Raw genomic sequence first — 15,857 nt, 5'->3', positions numbered from 1 at the left:
CGAGAGAACGACCAGGGGAACTGTCTTCATGGCTAGCGTTCCGCGATTGAGAGGAGCCGCGCGTCGATGACGGATGTGGCCCAGGCAATCGCGGTCACTGACCTCCACAAGCGTTTCGGGCCATTGGAAGTGCTGAAAGGCGTATCTCTGACCGCCAATCAAGGCGACGTCATCGCGATCATCGGCGGCAGCGGCTCCGGCAAATCCACCTTTCTTCGCTGCATCAACATGCTGGAACTACCCTCGGCCGGCCGGATCAGCGTGCACGGCGAGGAAATCCGCATGAAGTCGGACGGCCACGGCGGCTTGATGCCGGCCGATCGCAAGCAGGTCCAGCGCATCCGCACCCAGCTCGGCATGGTCTTCCAGAGCTTCAATCTGTGGCAGCACATGACCATCCTCGAAAACGTTATCGAGGCGCCGGTGCACGTGCTCGGCAAGCCTAAGGCCGAAGCGGTGGAGGCTGCCGAGGCGCTGCTCAGGCGCGTCGGGCTTTACGAAAAGCGCGATGCCTATCCGGCTTTTCTTTCCGGCGGACAGCAGCAGCGGGCGGCAATCGCCCGTGCGCTGGCGATCCAGCCGCTCGTCATGCTTTTCGACGAGCCGACCTCGGCGCTCGATCCGGAGCTCGTCGGCGAGGTCCTTTCCGTGATCGGCGATCTCGCGCGGGAGAAACGGACGATGGTGCTCGTGACCCACGAGATGAAGTTCGCGCGCGACGTCGCCAACCACATCGTCTTCCTGCACAACGGCGTGATCGAGGAACAGGGGCCGCCCGAGGCGATCTTCGGCGCTCCGAAATCCGAAAGGCTCAAGAAGTTCATCAGCTCCATTCACTGAATTCCGCAATGCTCAACAACCAAAAAAGGGAACAGCATGAAGAAAACATTGAAGCTCCTGGCGTTCGCCGCCGCTCTTGCGATCACCGGCGCAGCCGCCGCCTCTGCCGAACAGGTCAAGGTCGGCATCGCGGCGGAGCCCTATCCGCCCTTCACCTCGCCCGATGCTAGCGGTAACTGGGAAGGCTGGGAGATCGAGTTCATGAAGGCGATCTGCGCCGAGGCCAAGCTCGATTGCGTGGTCACGCCCGTCGCCTGGGACGGCATCATCCCGGCGCTCACCTCCAAGAAGATCGACATGATCGTCGGCTCGATGTCGATCACCGCCGAACGCCTGAAGACGATCGACTTCTCCGACAAATACTACAACACGCCGACCGGCATCATCGGCACCAAGGGCGAGGACATCAAGCCAACGCCCGAAGGCCTCGCCGGCAAGACGCTCGGAGTGCAGGTCGCGACGGTGCACCAGGCCTATGCCACCAAGCACTTTGCTCCGGCAGGCGTAGAGATCAAGGAATACCAGACCCAGGACGAGGCGAACCAGGATCTTGCCGCCGGGCGTCTCGACGCCGTCCAAGCCGACGCGATCGCACTGAAGTCGTTCCTCGCGACCGACCAGGGCAAGGAATGCTGCGATTACAAGGGCGATGTCGCTCAGGATGTCGACGTTCTCGGGCCGGGTGTCGGCGTCGGACTGCGCAAGGGCGAGGCTGAGCTCAAGGACAAGATCAACGCGGCGATCAAGGCGATCCGCGAAAACGGTACTTACGACACCTTCTCGAAGAAGTATTTCGACTTCGACATCTACGGCGGCTGAGCCGCGGCCGGCCGGCGGTCCTGCGGCCGCCGGCCTGTGCATTTTGTGTCGGAGCGGGACGCGGGCGGAACCGCGCATATTTCCTCATCCCGCTCTTCAAGGAGAGGCTGCCGTGGCCGCGGATTCCTTCATCAACTGGAGCCTGCTTTCGCTCTCGGCCCCCGGCTGGGGCGGCGTGCTGCTGCAGGGCTTCCTCCATTCGATCGAGATCGCCATTGGCGGCTATGCGCTCGGGCTCGTGCTCGGCGTCGGCGGCGCCTTCGGCAAGCTCTATGGCGGACCGATACTGCGCGATCTGCTGGAGTGCTACACGACGATCGTCCGGGCCGTACCCGAACTCGTCCTCATCCTGCTCCTCTACTATGCGGGCACCGATCTTCTGAACCAGCTCCTCGGCGCAGCCGGATTCGGGCCCGTCGATATCAGCGGGCTGATGGCCGGCATCTTCGTGATCGGGGTGGTGCAGGGCGCCTATTCGACGGAGGTGCTCCGGGGTGCGATCAAGGCCGTGCCCGCCGGGCAGATCGAGGCGGCGCGCGCCTACGGCATGTCGCCCGTCAAGGTTCTGAGGCGCATCACGTTGCCGGCGATGCTGCCCTACGCCATTCCCGGCCTTGCCAATCTCTGGCTGATCGCCACCAAGGACACGGCACTGCTCGCGGTCGTAGGCTTCAGCGAACTGACGCTCGTCACACGGCAGGCGGCCGGTGCGACCAAGGCCTATTTCCTCTTCTTCTGTGCCGCCGGCACCCTTTATCTTGCGCTGACGCTCGTTTCCAACGTCTTCATCGGCATCATCGAGCGGCATGCCCGCCGCGGTTTCGCGGAGCAAAGATGACCGACGAAACGACACATGCGCTCGCCTTCACGCCGGAAGACCTGCCCGAAAAGGGGAGCTTCCTCAAACCGCATCGGATCGTCCTGATGCTGGTCTTCGCGGCCCTCGTCGTCGCGGTCGCCGTCTTCATGCGCTGGGACTGGCTGCCGCGCTATCTGCCGAGACTCGGCTCCGGCATCCTCGTCAGCCTCGCTATGCTCTTCGGCACGGCGATCCTCGGCTTCCTGCTCGCCGTGCCGCTGGGCCTCGCCCAGGTAACAGGTCCGTGGTTCCTGAAGGCTCCTGCCCGCGTCTTCTGCACCATCATTCGCGGAACGCCGCTGCTCCTGCAGCTCTGGCTGCTCTATTACGGCCTCGGTTCGCTGTTTCCGCAGTTTCCTTGGATCCGCCACTCGTTTCTCTGGCCCTACCTGCGCGAGGCCTGGCCCTATGGTGTGGCGGCGCTCACCATCTCCTTCGCCGCCTATGAGGGCGAGGTGATGCGCGGCGCCTTTGCGGGCGTGCCTGCGGGGGAACTGGAAGCCGCCCGCGCGTATGGCATGAGACGCTGGACGATGTTCCGGCGCATCTGGCTGCCGCGAGCGATCCACCGAGCGCTACCGACGCTCAACGGCGAGACCGTGCTGCAATTGAAGTCGACGCCTCTCGTTGCGACCATCACCGTCGTCGACGTCTATGCGGTGATCTCCAAGGTGCGGCAGGAAACCTACCTGACCTACGAGCCGCTACTCCTGCTCGCGCTCATCTATATGTGCCTCACCGGCATCCTCGTCGTCGCCTTCCGCTATTTCGAAAACCGCATTCCCACCCGTGGTGCCTGACATGAAGCTCTCCGCCGCCATCAGCAATGCCATGCCGGAATTGGTCGCCATCCGCCGCGACCTGCATGCCCATCCCGAACTCGGACTCGAAGAGACGCGAACCTCCGCGTTCATCGCCCGCCATCTCGAGGCGCTCGGCTATACGGTGACGACCGGTTTGGCGAAAACCGGAGTGGTCGGCACGCTCATCTGTGGCACCGGCTCCCGCTCGATCGGCATCCGCGCCGATATCGACGCATTGCCGATCCACGAGGAAACCGGCCTAGACTACGCCAGCAACACGCCGGGGCTGATGCATGCCTGCGGCCACGACGGCCACACGGCGATGCTCCTGGGTGCGGCCCGCGCGCTTGCCGAGCGGAAGAATTTCAACGGTACGATCCACCTCATCTTTCAGCCGGCCGAGGAGAATTTCGGCGGCGCGAAGATCATGATCGAGGAAGGGCTTTTCGATCGATTCCCGTGCGACGCCGTTTTCGCGCTCCACAACGAGCCGAGCCTGCCCTTCGGTCAGTTCGCGTTGCGCGAAGGGCCGATCGGAGCCGCCGTCGACGAGGCGCGGATCACCGTCCACGGCCGCGGCGGCCACGGCGCCGAGCCGCAGGAGACGGCCGATCCGATCGTCTGCGGCGCGAGCATCGTCATGGCACTGCAAACGATCGTGTCCCGCAACATCCACCCGATGGATCCGACCGTCGTCACCGTCGGCTCGTTCCACGCGGGCTCGGCAAGCAATATCATCCCGGAAAGAGCCGAGATCGTCGTCGGCATCCGCTCCTTCGAGCCGGCCGTTCGCGACGAGCTCGAGCGCCGCATCCGGATGATCGCCGAGGCACAGGCACAAAGCTTCGGCATGCGCGCGACGGTCGACTACCAGCGCAGTTACGACGCGACGATCAACCACAAGGCGGAGACCGATTTCGTCCGCGATCTCGCCATCCGTTTTGCCGGGCCCGACAGTGTGGTCGATCTCGCGCGGCCGTTCATGGGCAGCGAGGACTTCGCCTATATGCTGAAAGAAAGGCCGGGCACCTACTTCTTCCTCGGATCACGCGTGACCGGCGAGGAAAAGCCGCTCCATCATCCCGGCTACAACTTCAACGACGACCTCCTGCCGATCGGCGCTGCCTTCTGGACCGAACTTGCCGAGGCGTATCTCGCGCGAGAGTAGCGCGGGATGAGGAAAAGTGTGGGCGGTTTTCCGCCCGCATCCCGCGCTAATTTTATTAGAATCGATCACGTTCATGATTTTAGGTCGATCCGACCTAAAATCATCGTGATCTAACGCATGTCGCCTAAAAGTGTGCAGCGGTTTTGGGACAACGACATGCACAAAAACAAGGACCTGAAGCGCGTCGCATGAATTCGATTGAACGCGACGCGCTTTACAGCGCCGCGCGTCCAATCGGACGCGCAAAGGTCGCTGTAACACTTTGAAGTGCTGGATGTTTTTTCCTTAAATCGTATCCGATTTAAGGAAACATGCAGTAGGCATCCCACGTCCAAAATGCCGCAGGCGAAAGATTGCCGCAGTGTGACAACGTGGCGATCCGCCTGTCATTGACGTTTGGCAATTTTGCATCAGATTCAATCACACGATGAAATGACGGCGTCGAGCGTCGAGCGGCGCCGATGGGCGACGATGCGGATACGGATCCCCATCCCGCGCTCAAACCTTGCCTGATGGGTTCCGCCTGAAAGGATCGCGCCGTGTTTGAAGCCTTCGATGCAACTCTGCTTGCACGCATCCAGTTCGCCTTCACGGTCTCGTTCCACATCATCTTTCCAGCCTTCTCCATCGGGCTTGCCAGCTATTTGGCCGTCCTGGAAGGGCTTTGGCTGTGGAAGAAGGATGAGGTCTATCGGGAGCTCTTCAACTTCTGGAAGACCATCTTCGCAGTCGCCTTCGGCATGGGCGTCGTCTCGGGCATCGTGATGTCGTACCAGTTCGGCACCAACTGGAGCGTGTTTTCCGACAAGGCGGGACCGGTCATCGGTCCGCTCATGGGCTACGAGGTGCTGACAGCCTTCTTCCTCGAAGCCGGCTTCCTCGGCGTGATGCTGTTCGGGCTCAACCGGGTCGGCCCGCGACTGCACTTTCTGGCAACGGCAATGGTCGCACTCGGCACGCTGATTTCGGCGACCTGGATTCTGGCCGTGAATTCCTGGATGCAGACGCCGGCCGGCTTCGCGATGAACGAGGCAGGCCAGTTCGTTCCCGCCGACTGGTGGGCGGTGATCTTCAATCCTTCCTTCCCCTATCGCCTCGTGCACATGGTGCTGGCTGCCTATCTGACTACGGCATTCGTGGTCGGCGCCTGCGGAGCCTGGCATCTCTTGCGCAACACGGCGCCGCGGCGGGCGGGCACCATGTTCTCCATGGCCATGTGGATGGCGGCGATCGTAGCGCCGATCCAAATCTTCGCCGGCGACCAGCACGGTCTCAATACGCTCGAACACCAGCCGGCCAAGATCATGGGTATGGAGGGTCACTATCATAGCCACGAGAACGGCGCCCCGCTGATCCTGTTCGGCATTCCGAACTCCGCCGAGCAGCGGATCGACTACGCCGTCGAAATCCCGAAACTCGGCAGCCTCATCCTGAAACACGACCTCAATGCGCCGCTCGCCGGCCTCGATACGGTGCCCAAGGAACTGCATCCGCCGGTCGCGATCATCTTCTGGTCGTTCCGCGTCATGGTGGCGATCGGCTTCGCCATGCTCGGGATCGGGCTTTGGAGCCTCTGGTGTCGTTATCGCGGCACGCTCGACACGAGCGTGTGGCTTCATCGCACGGCGGTGCTCATGGGACCGGCGGGCTTCGTGGCGGTGCTGGCCGGCTGGATCACCACCGAGGTCGGGCGCCAACCCTACACGATCTACGGTCACATGCTGACGGCCGATTCGATCTCCCCGATCGGGGCCCCAGCCGTCGGCGCTTCGCTCGTCGCCTTCATCATCGTCTATTTCCTCGTCTTCGGCGCCGGCACCTTCTACATCCTGCGTCTGATGGCGCGCCTGCCACGCGACACGATGCCGGAACTCGACGAGGGACCGTTGCGAACCGCCGGCGTCACCCCCGGCCCGGCAGCGGCCAAGCCCCATGGAGGCCATCATGGACTTTGATCTGCCGTTTATCTGGGCCGCACTGATCGCCTTCGCGGTTCTCGCCTATGTCGTTCTCGATGGTTTCGACCTCGGCGTCGGCATTCTTTTCCCGCTGTTCCCGGAGAAGCACGACCGCGACGTGATGATGAACTCCGTCGCCCCCGTCTGGGATGGCAACGAGACCTGGCTGGTGCTCGGAGGCGGCGGCCTGATGGCGGTGTTCCCCCTCGCCTATGCGACGGTCCTGCCGGCACTTTACGCACCGATCATCGCCATGCTCATCGGGCTCATTTTCCGCGGCGTCGCCTTCGAATATCGCTGGCGCACGCGACGCGGCGAATTCCTGTGGAACTGGGCCTTTGCCGGCGGCTCAATGCTCGCGGCCTTCGCTCAAGGGCTGGCGCTCGGTGCATTGGTCCAGGGTATTCCGGTCGAAAACCGCACCTATGTCGGCGGCTGGTGGGATTGGCTGACGCCGTTTTCCACCGTAACCGGCATCGCGATCGTCGTCGGCTACGCGCTGCTCGGCTCGACCTGGCTGGCGATGAAGACCCATGGCGATCTCGCCGAACGCGCGCGCGGCATCGCGCTCAGATGCTCTTTCGCGACGGTCGCAGCCATGGGGATCGTCAGCCTCTGGACGCCGTTCCTCGAGCCCGTCTATCTCGAGCGCTGGTTCGGCTGGCCGACGGCAATCTTCAGTCTGATCGTACCGCTGCTGGTCCTCGGTTGCCTTTATCTGCTCCTCACGGGCATCCGCGACCGGCACGACGTCCAGCCGTTCCTCGCCGCCCTCGGGCTTTTCCTGCTCGGCTATATCGGCATCGGTATCAGCTTCTTTCCCTACATCGTGCCGCCGTCGCTGACCATCTGGGACGCCGCGGCTCCTGACGACAGCCTCGCCTTCCTGCTCGTCGGCGCGCTCGTGCTGGTGCCGATCATCCTGGCCTACACCGGCTATGCCTATTGGGTCTTCCGCGGCAAGGTCGATCCGGAGGAGGGCTACCATTGATGCGTTCGGACGGGCTTGCCAGAAAGCTTCTCTGGTTCGTCGGCCTCTGGGCGGCGGGCGTCGTCGCGGTCAGCATCGTCGGCCTGGCGATCAAGCTCGTGCTCGGCGGTTAGATCATTTCGTTGCTTCACCGAAACAGTGAAATGATCTAACCCTTTGAAAGGACGTAATTCCGGACGGAAAACGGTTACACACTTTTTTCCTGGAATTGCTCTAGGGAGAGAAAGCTCCGCTCAAGCTTGCGAAAGCAATATCTTCCTACACGTCGGCAGGCGATCGCTGGACGGAGACAGGACCGCACCCTGCTCCGTCGGCGATTGCCCGCCGAGGTGACCAGTGGGCTATTTTGGAAGGCCTCTGCCACCGCGCACTATCGACGTTACGCCGTCAATCACTTAGTTTTTCGTCATCCTCGGGCTTGACCCGAGGATGACGGATGTGAGGGCGACAGAGCGCGCCACAATAGCCGCAACGATCACACCTCCCACACTGCGGCCGTTTTACCCCTTCTCAGCCAGTCTCCCCTTTGCTAGCAGTGCGGCCGAACGAACCGCCGGGGCCGGAAGCCGCCTCGCGAGGAGCCGGATATGCAGAAAACCCCCGCAGAATGTACGACCATGGCGGACGTGCGCGCCGAGATTGATCGGCTCGACCGCGCACTGATGGAGCTGTTTGCCGAGCGTTGGGGCTATATCGAGCGTGCCGCCGAGATCAAGCGGCCGTTGAAACTGAAGGCGGACATCCCTGGGCGGGTCGCCGAGGTCCGGGAAAACGCGCGCAGGAATGCGATCGATCTCGGCCTAGCACCCGACTTCTACGAGCGCCTGTGGTCTGAGCTCATCGATCACGCCATCGCACATGAGCGCAAACTGCTCGGCGAGGACGAGTCTTGACGTTGCTCACTGCGTGAGCGCTTCAGCCGCTGGCGACGAGCCGCCCGTCTTTCTCGTCGTCGAAGCTGTTCTTGCGGCCGACATGTCCCTCCCAGTCGAAAGCGCTCTGGACGATATGTTCCAGGCTCGCATGGGTCGGCACCCATTCGAGCTTAAGCCGCGCGACGGTAGGGTCCGCGACGACTTGCGCAGGATCGCCCGGGCGCCGGGGCGCGTAGTCGACGGGAAAATCGCGACCGGAAACCTGCCGCACGGCATCGAGAACCTCGAGCACCGAGAAGCCTTCCCCATAGCCGCAATTGCTGACGAGCGGCTCGCCGCCGCGGCGAAGATATCGGAGGGCGTTCCTGTGTGCGGCCACCAGGTCGCTGACGTGGATGTAGTCGCGCACGCCGGTGCCGTCCGCCGTCGGGTAGTCGGTCCCGAACACATCGACCTTGCGGCGCTTGCCGAGGGCTGCTTCGCAGGCGATCTTGATCAGATGCGTGGCGCCGAGCGTCGACTGCCCCGCACGGCCGAGCGGGTCGGCGCCCGCCACATTGAAGTAGCGCAGCGCCACGAAGCTGAAGTCATGCGCTGCCGCAGCATCGTGCAGCATCATCTCCGACATCAGCTTGGACCGGCCGTAGGGGCTCTCGGGGCGCAAGGTCGCCGTTTCCTTGACCGGATCCGGCGTGTCCTGGGTTCCATAGACAGCGGCGGTCGACGAGAAGACGAAGTGGCGAACACCGGCCTCTATCGTCGCGGCGACGAGCGTGCGGGTATTCGCCGTGTTGTTTTCGTAATAGGCAAGCGGTCTGGCGACCGACTCCGGCACGACCGCCGATCCAGCGAAATGCACGACCGAGTCGATGTCGTTTTCGGCGAATATCCGCTGAAGCAGCGCCCGGTCGCCGACATCGCCGAAATAGAAACGCGCCTCCGGTGCCACGGCCCAGCGAAAGCCGGTCGACAGGAAATCGAGCACCACCACGGCTTCGCCCGCGTCAAGCAAGGACCACACCATGTGGCTGCCGATATAACCCGCCCCGCCCGTCACCAATACGGCCATTACCCGCTTCCCATCCCATCGAACATAGGAAGAGAAAAGCCGAGCGCTGCTTTCAGAATTGGTAAATCGGACCGCTTCTCGCCGGTCAGGACCACCTATTCTCGGTACCGTGGTTAAGCCGCCGCCTCCTCAATCGCTTAAATCTTATCGATCGATCGTCAGCGGCTGAGAATATAGGCGCGAAGACGCTCCGCGGCCTCCGCGATCTGGGCGGGATCCCGCAGGAAACAGGCGCGCATGAAGAGCGCTCCGCCCTCGCCGAAGGCGGTTCCCGGAGCGAGCCCGACACCGGTCTTGTCGACGATGTCGAGAGCCGTACGGCGGGAGTCGGTGACGCCGTCGATCTTCAGGAAAGCGTAGAGCGCACCGTCGGGCTTGAGCGTTTCGACGCGATTGGTCGCGATCAGCGCATCGCAGAAGAGATCGCGGTTGCGCTTTGCCTTGGCGACGTTCTCGTCGACGAAGCCATCCCCCTCGTCGAGGGCGACAACCGCGCCGCGCTGCATGAACTGCGCAACGCCCGAAGTCGAATACTGAATCAGATTTTCGAGCACCTGCCCCATCGCCGGCGGTGCGACGATCCATCCGACGCGCCAGCCGGTCATCGACCAGTTCTTGGAAAAGGAGTTGACGAAGAGGATGCGATCATCCTCCTCCATGACGTCGAGGAACGACGGCGCCCGTCCGCCGAGATAGTGGTAGAGCGCGTAGATCTCGTCGGCGATGATCCAGATGCCGTGCTTGCGCGCCAGCGATAGAATGGCCTGCAGATCGTCATGCGTCGCCGTCCAGCCCGTCGGATTCGACGGCGTGTTGATAAATAGCGCCCGCGTCTTCTCTCCGATCGCGGCCTCCAGCCTGTCGAGATCGAGCTGCCATTTGCCGTTCTCGAATGTGAGCGGCACGGCGATCGGACGGACGCCGGAGAGATCCGCCGCGGCCGCGAAGTTCGGCCAGGCCGGGGTCAAAAGCACCATCTCCTCGCCGGGCGAGGCGACCGCCTCGATCGCCAGCTTGATCGCCTGCATGCCCGAACCGGTCACATAGAAATTCTCGGGCGACAGCATCTTTTGGAAGCGGCGCTGGTAATAGCGGGCTAGCGCCTCGCGCAGCGGCGGAATGCCGCGTTGCCACGTATAAAAGGTCTCGCCCGCCATCAGCGCGTCTGCCGCCGCGCGGCTGACGAAGGCCGGCGTCGGAAGATCGCCCTCGCCGACCCAGAGGGGGATGAGTCCCTCGCGGCCGCGCGCATAGTTCACCACCTCGACGATGCCGCTTTCGGGCGCCGAAAGGGCGCGGGGACTGAGGCTGGTCATGATCGTCATCGGCAGGTTCCCTGATTGCCCGGCGGTTCTAGACGCTTTGGCGTCGACGATCACGCGATTTTCTCTGACCTATTTATCGATTTCCGTGATGTTTCGCGGGCCTGCGCCCGCGCCGGCGCTCGCCCAAGCGAGGCTTAGGCGCGCTGCTGCTTCAGGAGATCGCGAATTTCCGATAGCAACAGGACGTCCTGCGGCGGCGGCGCAGCCGGCGCCGGCGTCTTTTCCCTCTCGATCGACGCACGCAGGCGATTCACGATCTTGATCAGGAGGAAGATGATCCAGGCAAGGATCAGGAAGTTGATAAGCACAGTGATGAAATTGCCATAGGCAAAGACGGCGCCCTGCTGGCGGGCAGCGGCCAGCGTCGGCGCAGTTACGTTGGCGGAAAGCGGCAGGAAATAGTTGGAGAAGTCGAAGCCGCCGCCGGTGATCGCGCCGACGATCGGCATGACGAGGTCGTTGACTACCGAATCAACGATTTTGCTGAAGGCGGCGCCGATGATCACGCCGACTGCAAGATCCATCACATTGCCGCGGGCGATAAACTCCTTGAATTCGTTCAGCATGCCTCTCTCCGTGGCTCCCCGTTAAGAACGATCGCAGCACTGCCGCGCGGCAACCGCTGGTTAGGAATTTAGACCAAAGGGCGGCGCGATGGAACCGGCCTTTGTCTTCGGTCAAATTGCACCCAACCGATTGCTGCGATTGTTGCGTGCGAAGCGGGCGACGCGCTGCCAGTCTTGTACTTAAGACTGATGGGCCGGCAATTTCCAACGAAATGGACTTGCCCTATGCTGCCCCACGGAGGAGTGAGGCATGCTTTCGGGTTCAGTCATTTTTGCCTCGGCCTTCGCCTATCTGCTGCTGCTCTTCGCAGTCGCAAGCTATGGCGACCGGCGAGCCAGACGCAACAAAATTGCCAGCAAGGGCCGGCCGCTGGTCTATGCGCTGAGCCTTGCGATCTACTGCACGTCCTGGACCTACTTCGGCGGCGTCGGGCTTGCGGCCGAGCGCGGGCTCGAATTCACCGGGATCTACATCGGCCCGATCCTGATGTTCACGCTCGGCATGCCGCTCATCCGCCGCATCGTCCGACTCGCCAAGACCGAAAGGCTGACCTCGGTCGCCGACTTCGTGGCCGCGCGCTACGGCAAGAACCCGGCGGTCGCGGCGATCGTCGCGCTGATCTCGCTGGTCGGCGCCATTCCCTATATCGCGCTTCAGCTCAAGGCGGTCTCGAGCTCGGTCGCCACAATGATCGACACGAGCGACTACGGCATAGGATCGGGCCAGAACTTCATCGACCTGCCGCTCCTGGTCACGCTCTTCCTCGCCTGTTTCGCGATCGTCTTCGGCACGCGCCACACGGATGCAACCGAACATCAGGACGGCTTGATCCTCGCCATTGCGATGGAGTCGGTGGTGAAGCTGGTGGCGATGCTCACGGTGGGCATCTACATCGTTTTCGTGCTGTTCGAGGGACCTGCGAATCTGTGGGCCGAGGCCCAGCAAAGCCCCGCCGTGCTTTCCGCGCTCGAATACCAGACGCCGGTCGCGCGCTGGATCCTGCTGATCGGCCTTTCCGCATTCGGGATCATCATGCTTCCGCGGCAGTTCCACGTGACTGTCGTGGAAAACCGCACGGAAACAGAACTGCGCACCGCCGGCATCCTCTTCCCGCTCTATCTGATCGCCATCAACCTCTTCGTGCTGCCGATCGCGATCGCCGGCGTCCTGACATTCTCAGGCTCCGGCAATGCGGACCTCTATCTCCTGGCCCTGCCGCTTGCCGGCGACGTGCCGCTCATCACGCTCTTCACCTTCATCGGCGGCTTCTCGGCGGCGACCGCCATGGTGATCGTCGCTTCGGTCGCGCTATCGATCATGGTCTCCAACGACATCGTGATGCCAGTGTTTCTGCGCCGCCGCCTCGGCACGCGCGGCTCGCTCCAGGAGGACATGGCCGGTACGCTGCTCAATATCCGCCGGACGGCGATCTTCGTCGTCCTGCTTCTCGGCTACGGATACTATCGCGCGGCCGACATCAGCGCGGGGCTCGCCTCGCTCGGCCTGCTCTCCTTCGCCGCGATCGCGCAGATGGCACCGGCGCTCCTCGGCGGTCTCGTATGGCGGCAGGCCAATGCCCGCGGCGCAATCGCCGGAATGGTCAGCGGCTTTCTCGTCTGGGCCTATGTCCTGTTTCTGCCGAGCCTCGGCGGGCCGGATAATTCCCACATAGCCTCGACGATCCTGAGCTTTCTCTTCCCCTTCACCGAACTCTTCTCAGGCCCGCAATCCGATCCGCTCGTCAACGCGACGGCCCTCAGCCTACTCGTCAATGTGACGGCTTATGTGCTGGGCTCGCTGACGCGCGCCCCTAAGCCGCTCGAGCGCTTCCAGGCCGGCGTCTTCATCACGCGCCGTTCACGCACCGAACGAACCTTCCGCGGTCGCAAGACCAAGGTGACGGTGCGCGACTTGAAGACGACGATCGCCCGCTATATGGGCGAGGAGCGCATGCAGCGCTCCTTCCATACCTATGAGCAGCAATCCGGCCGCTGGCTGGACGACAACACCTCGGCCGACATGGCCCTTGTCCATTTCTCCGAACAATTGCTCGGCAGTGCCATCGGCTCCTCCTCGGCGCGCCTCGTGCTCTCGCTCGTCTTGCAGCGGATGGACGACACTTCCTCGGACACGGCCTGGCTGCTCGATCAGGCGAGCGAGGCGCTCCAATATAATCAGGACATGCTGCAAACGGCGTTGTCACAGATGGACCAAGGCATCGCCGTCTTCGACAACGCCAACAATCTGATCATCTGGAACCGCCGTTTCCGCGAGCTGCTCGACCTGCCGGAAGCAACCGGTCAGGTCGGTTTTCCGCTCGCCGACATCGTCGCGATCCTCGCCCGGCGCGGCGATATCCGCAAGGACGAGGAAAAGGCGCTCGTCGCCAACTTCCTGACGCTCGACAAGCCCTTCCTGCTCGAACTTTCGGGGGGCGAGCGCATCATCGAAGTCAGAACCAATGCGATGCCCGACAAGGGCATCGTCACCACCTATACCGATATCACCCAGCGCGTCGCTGCCGACATGGCGCTCAAACAGGCGAATGAAACCCTGGAGCTGCGCGTCGCCGAGCGGACGGGCGAACTGACGCGCGTCAATCGCGAGCTCGCCGAGGCGCGTGCCGCCGCCGAAGAGGCCAATATCGGCAAGACCCGTTTCTTCGCGGCGGCCGGCCACGACATCCTGCAGCCGCTGAATGCGGCTCGGCTTTACTCCTCCTCGCTCGTCGAGCGCCTCGGCGATTCCGACAACAGGGCGCTGGTGCAGAATATCGATTCCTCGCTCGAGTCGGTCGAGGCCATTCTCGGCGCCGTGCTCGACATCTCGCGGCTCGACACCGGCGCGATGAAGCCGCGGCTGCAATCCGTGCCGCTCAACGAGCTGCTCAGGCGCATCGAGACCGATTTCGCGCCGATGGCGCGGGCAAAGAACATCAAGCTCGTCGTCTTGCCCACATCGCTCACCGTGCGCAGCGATCCGAATCTCTTGCGTCGCGTCATCCAGAACCTCGTCTCGAATGCCGTGAAATATACGCTGCAGGGAAAGGTGCTCGTCGGGGTGCGCCGACAGGGACAGACGGCGACGGTCGAAGTGCTCGATTCCGGCATCGGCATTCCTTCCTCGAAATTCCGCACGGTGTTCAAGGAATTCGCGCGCCTCGACGAGGGCGCGCGTACCGCTTCCGGGCTCGGGCTCGGCCTCTCCATCGTCGACCGCATCTCCCGCGTGCTCAATCACCCGGTCAGCCTGCAATCGAAGCCGGGCAAAGGCACCGGCTTCAAGGTCGCGGTGCCGCTCGACACGAGCGCCGGCGAACGGCCAAAACCACAACCCGTCGCGGCGGCGAAGGCAAACGACGCATTGACCGGCCTCACCGTCATCTGCATCGACAACGAGCCGAAGATCCTCGAAGGCATGGCGCTGCTCTTAAGCGGCTGGGGTTGCGTCGTCACGACGGCCGAGTCGCTTGCCGCCTGCTCTGAAATGGGGCCCGACAGGCTGAGCATGCGGCCGGACGCTATCGTCGCCGACTATCATCTCGGCGACGGCACCGGGATCGATGCGATCGCGCGCATTCGCGAGCTGTGGGACGAGAGCGTTCCGGCCTTGATGGTGACCGCCGACCGCACTCCCGAAGTGCGCGGCGCCGCCGAGCGCGACGGTGTCTCGCTACAGCACAAGCCAGTGCGTCCGGCCGCGCTACGCGCCTGGCTCACCCAGCTTGCCGCGGCCGCGCGCGCGGCGGCGGAGTAGGTGCCGGCAGCGGATGGGGGCAAAAATCGTCAATGACAGGAGCGGCGCCTCACGCTGCCGCAACCGTCCCGAGCTTGGAAAGCTGGATGACGGCTTGGGTACGGCTGTCGACATTGAGCTTCAACAGGATCGCCGAAACATGCGCCTTGATGGTCGCCTCGGAGACGCCGAGCTCGTAGGCGATCTGTTTGTTCAGCAGGCCCTCGGCGAGCATCGAGAGCACGCGCGATTGCTGCGGCGTGAGCGTCTGCAACCGGTGCATGAGGTCGGCGACCTCCGGTTCATATTCCTGGTTCTGGTCATAGCCGGCCGGAACGAAAACTTCGCCCGCCATGACCTTCTCGATGCCTTCGCGGATCTCGTCGATCCCGGCGGATTTGGAAAGGAAACCGGCTGCGCCGAGATCGATCGCGCGATGGACGGTTGCCGGGTCGTCATGGGCCGAGACGATCATCAAAGGCAGGCTCGGGAACTCCGCACGCATGGCAATCAGCCCGGAGAGACCGCTGACGCCCGGCATGGATAGGTCGAGAAGCATCAGGTCGGCATCCGGGTTTTCGGCCGCTGCCTTGCGCGCGGCGGCAAAATCCCCTGCCTCGATGACGGCCGGCGCACCGGACATGCCGCCCAACGCCTGGCGCATCGCGCCGCGAAAAAGTGGATGGTCATCGGCGATGATGATGGTCATTTCCGGCATAGTGACGCCCCCTCCCAAGAGCCTCAGTCTGCGATCTTGCAGCGCCGCGCTTCGTCGGAGCGCAATGGATCACTGCAACAGTCTCACTGCATGTTTCCTTAAATCGTCGCCGATTTAAGGATAAAAACAT

The 15,857-nt window shown here is 63.1% G+C and carries 13 protein-coding genes; 9 read left to right on the top strand and 4 right to left on the bottom strand.

The genetic code is table 11. The features are described from left to right. Positions 1–66 precede the first annotated feature (66 nt). The 8 genes from AYK65_RS02835 to AYK65_RS02800 all read left to right on the top strand — a co-directional run bounded on the left by AYK65_RS02835 (position 67) and on the right by AYK65_RS02800 (position 8,331). Entirely contained in the window at positions 67–840 is a 774-nt protein-coding gene (locus AYK65_RS02835) for an ABC transporter ATP-binding protein (RefSeq protein ID WP_046119901.1), read from the top strand. 36 nt (positions 841–876) lie between these two features. After that, positions 877–1,659: a transporter substrate-binding domain-containing protein gene (locus tag AYK65_RS02830; RefSeq protein WP_081157887.1), complete on the top strand. Its 783-nt coding sequence runs from the start codon at positions 877–879 to the stop codon at positions 1,657–1,659. 112 nt (positions 1,660–1,771) lie between these two features. Further along, entirely contained in the window at positions 1,772–2,497 is a 726-nt protein-coding gene (locus AYK65_RS02825) for an ABC transporter permease (protein WP_046119903.1), read from the top strand. Next, complete coding sequence (locus tag AYK65_RS02820; RefSeq protein WP_026613295.1) at positions 2,494–3,318, top strand: ABC transporter permease; 825 nt, start codon at positions 2,494–2,496, stop codon at positions 3,316–3,318. Before AYK65_RS02825 ends, AYK65_RS02820 begins: the two co-directional genes overlap by 4 nt. Position 3,319: 1 nt before the next feature. Further along, on the top strand, positions 3,320–4,489 hold the full coding sequence (locus AYK65_RS02815) for a M20 aminoacylase family protein (protein WP_081157886.1): 1,170 nt from the start codon (positions 3,320–3,322) through the stop codon (positions 4,487–4,489). 539 nt (positions 4,490–5,028) lie between these two features. Next, the gene (locus AYK65_RS02810; RefSeq protein ID WP_046119904.1) at positions 5,029–6,444 is read left to right on the top strand and encodes a cytochrome ubiquinol oxidase subunit I; all 1,416 of its coding nucleotides are present in this window, start codon (positions 5,029–5,031) and stop codon (positions 6,442–6,444) included. Further along, complete coding sequence (cydB, locus tag AYK65_RS02805) at positions 6,434–7,438, top strand: cytochrome d ubiquinol oxidase subunit II (RefSeq protein WP_026613298.1); 1,005 nt, start codon at positions 6,434–6,436, stop codon at positions 7,436–7,438. Before AYK65_RS02810 ends, cydB begins: the two co-directional genes overlap by 11 nt. A gap of 587 nt (positions 7,439–8,025) precedes the next feature. Further along, complete coding sequence (locus tag AYK65_RS02800) at positions 8,026–8,331, top strand: chorismate mutase family protein (protein WP_046119906.1); 306 nt, start codon at positions 8,026–8,028, stop codon at positions 8,329–8,331. Between the two features lie 22 nt (positions 8,332–8,353). Here the strand turns inward: AYK65_RS02800 and galE are convergent, their stop codons facing one another. The 3 genes from galE to mscL form a co-directional block, all read right to left on the bottom strand. Then, positions 8,354–9,382: a UDP-glucose 4-epimerase GalE gene (gene galE, locus AYK65_RS02795; protein ID WP_046119907.1), complete on the bottom strand. Its 1,029-nt coding sequence runs from the start codon at positions 9,380–9,382 to the stop codon at positions 8,354–8,356. A 158-nt stretch (positions 9,383–9,540) separates the two neighbouring features. Next, entirely contained in the window at positions 9,541–10,707 is a 1,167-nt protein-coding gene (locus tag AYK65_RS02790) for a pyridoxal phosphate-dependent aminotransferase (RefSeq protein ID WP_081157885.1), read from the bottom strand. A gap of 134 nt (positions 10,708–10,841) precedes the next feature. After that, positions 10,842–11,273, bottom strand: coding sequence for a large conductance mechanosensitive channel protein MscL (gene mscL / locus AYK65_RS02785; protein ID WP_026613303.1), 432 nt, complete (start codon positions 11,271–11,273; stop codon positions 10,842–10,844). A 250-nt stretch (positions 11,274–11,523) separates the two neighbouring features. Here mscL and AYK65_RS02780 point away from each other — a divergent pair, with 250 nt between their 5' ends. Further along, positions 11,524–15,030 carry a PAS domain-containing hybrid sensor histidine kinase/response regulator gene (locus AYK65_RS02780; protein ID WP_046119908.1) on the top strand — a complete coding sequence of 1,169 codons (3,507 nt, stop codon included), beginning with the start codon at positions 11,524–11,526 and terminating at the stop codon, positions 15,028–15,030. Positions 15,031–15,079: 49 nt separating this feature from the next. Here the strand turns inward: AYK65_RS02780 and AYK65_RS02775 are convergent, their stop codons facing one another. After that, a complete protein-coding gene (locus AYK65_RS02775; protein ID WP_046119909.1) occupies positions 15,080–15,727 on the bottom strand; it encodes a response regulator transcription factor in 648 nt (215 codons plus the stop codon). Positions 15,728–15,857: the final 130 nt, after the last annotated feature.

The organism is Ensifer aridi, from assembly GCF_002078505.1.
Lineage (GTDB): Bacteria > Pseudomonadota > Alphaproteobacteria > Rhizobiales > Rhizobiaceae > Sinorhizobium > Sinorhizobium aridi.
The sequence above is the reverse complement of the archived record's forward strand: the minus strand, read 5'-3'. Positions and strand labels throughout refer to the sequence as shown.

Bases quoted from the DNA above. Each gene is read 5' to 3' on its own strand.
- AYK65_RS02835 (WP_046119901.1), top strand. From the start codon at position 67: ATGACGGATGTGGCCCAGGCAATCGCGGTCACTGACCTCCACAAGCGT.
- AYK65_RS02830 (WP_081157887.1), top strand. From the start codon at position 877: ATGAAGAAAACATTGAAGCTCCTGGCGTTCGCCGCCGCTCTTGCGATC.
- AYK65_RS02820 (WP_026613295.1), top strand. From the start codon at position 2,494: ATGACCGACGAAACGACACATGCGCTCGCCTTCACGCCGGAAGACCTG.
- AYK65_RS02815 (WP_081157886.1), top strand. From the start codon at position 3,320: ATGAAGCTCTCCGCCGCCATCAGCAATGCCATGCCGGAATTGGTCGCC.
- cydB (WP_026613298.1), top strand. From the start codon at position 6,434: ATGGACTTTGATCTGCCGTTTATCTGGGCCGCACTGATCGCCTTCGCG.
- AYK65_RS02800 (WP_046119906.1), top strand. From the start codon at position 8,026: ATGCAGAAAACCCCCGCAGAATGTACGACCATGGCGGACGTGCGCGCC.
- galE (WP_046119907.1), bottom strand. From the start codon at position 9,382: ATGGCCGTATTGGTGACGGGCGGGGCGGGTTATATCGGCAGCCACATG.
- AYK65_RS02790 (WP_081157885.1), bottom strand. From the start codon at position 10,707: ATGACGATCATGACCAGCCTCAGTCCCCGCGCCCTTTCGGCGCCCGAA.
- mscL (WP_026613303.1), bottom strand. From the start codon at position 11,273: ATGCTGAACGAATTCAAGGAGTTTATCGCCCGCGGCAATGTGATGGAT.
- AYK65_RS02780 (WP_046119908.1), top strand. From the start codon at position 11,524: ATGCTTTCGGGTTCAGTCATTTTTGCCTCGGCCTTCGCCTATCTGCTG.
- AYK65_RS02775 (WP_046119909.1), bottom strand. From the start codon at position 15,727: ATGCCGGAAATGACCATCATCATCGCCGATGACCATCCACTTTTTCGC.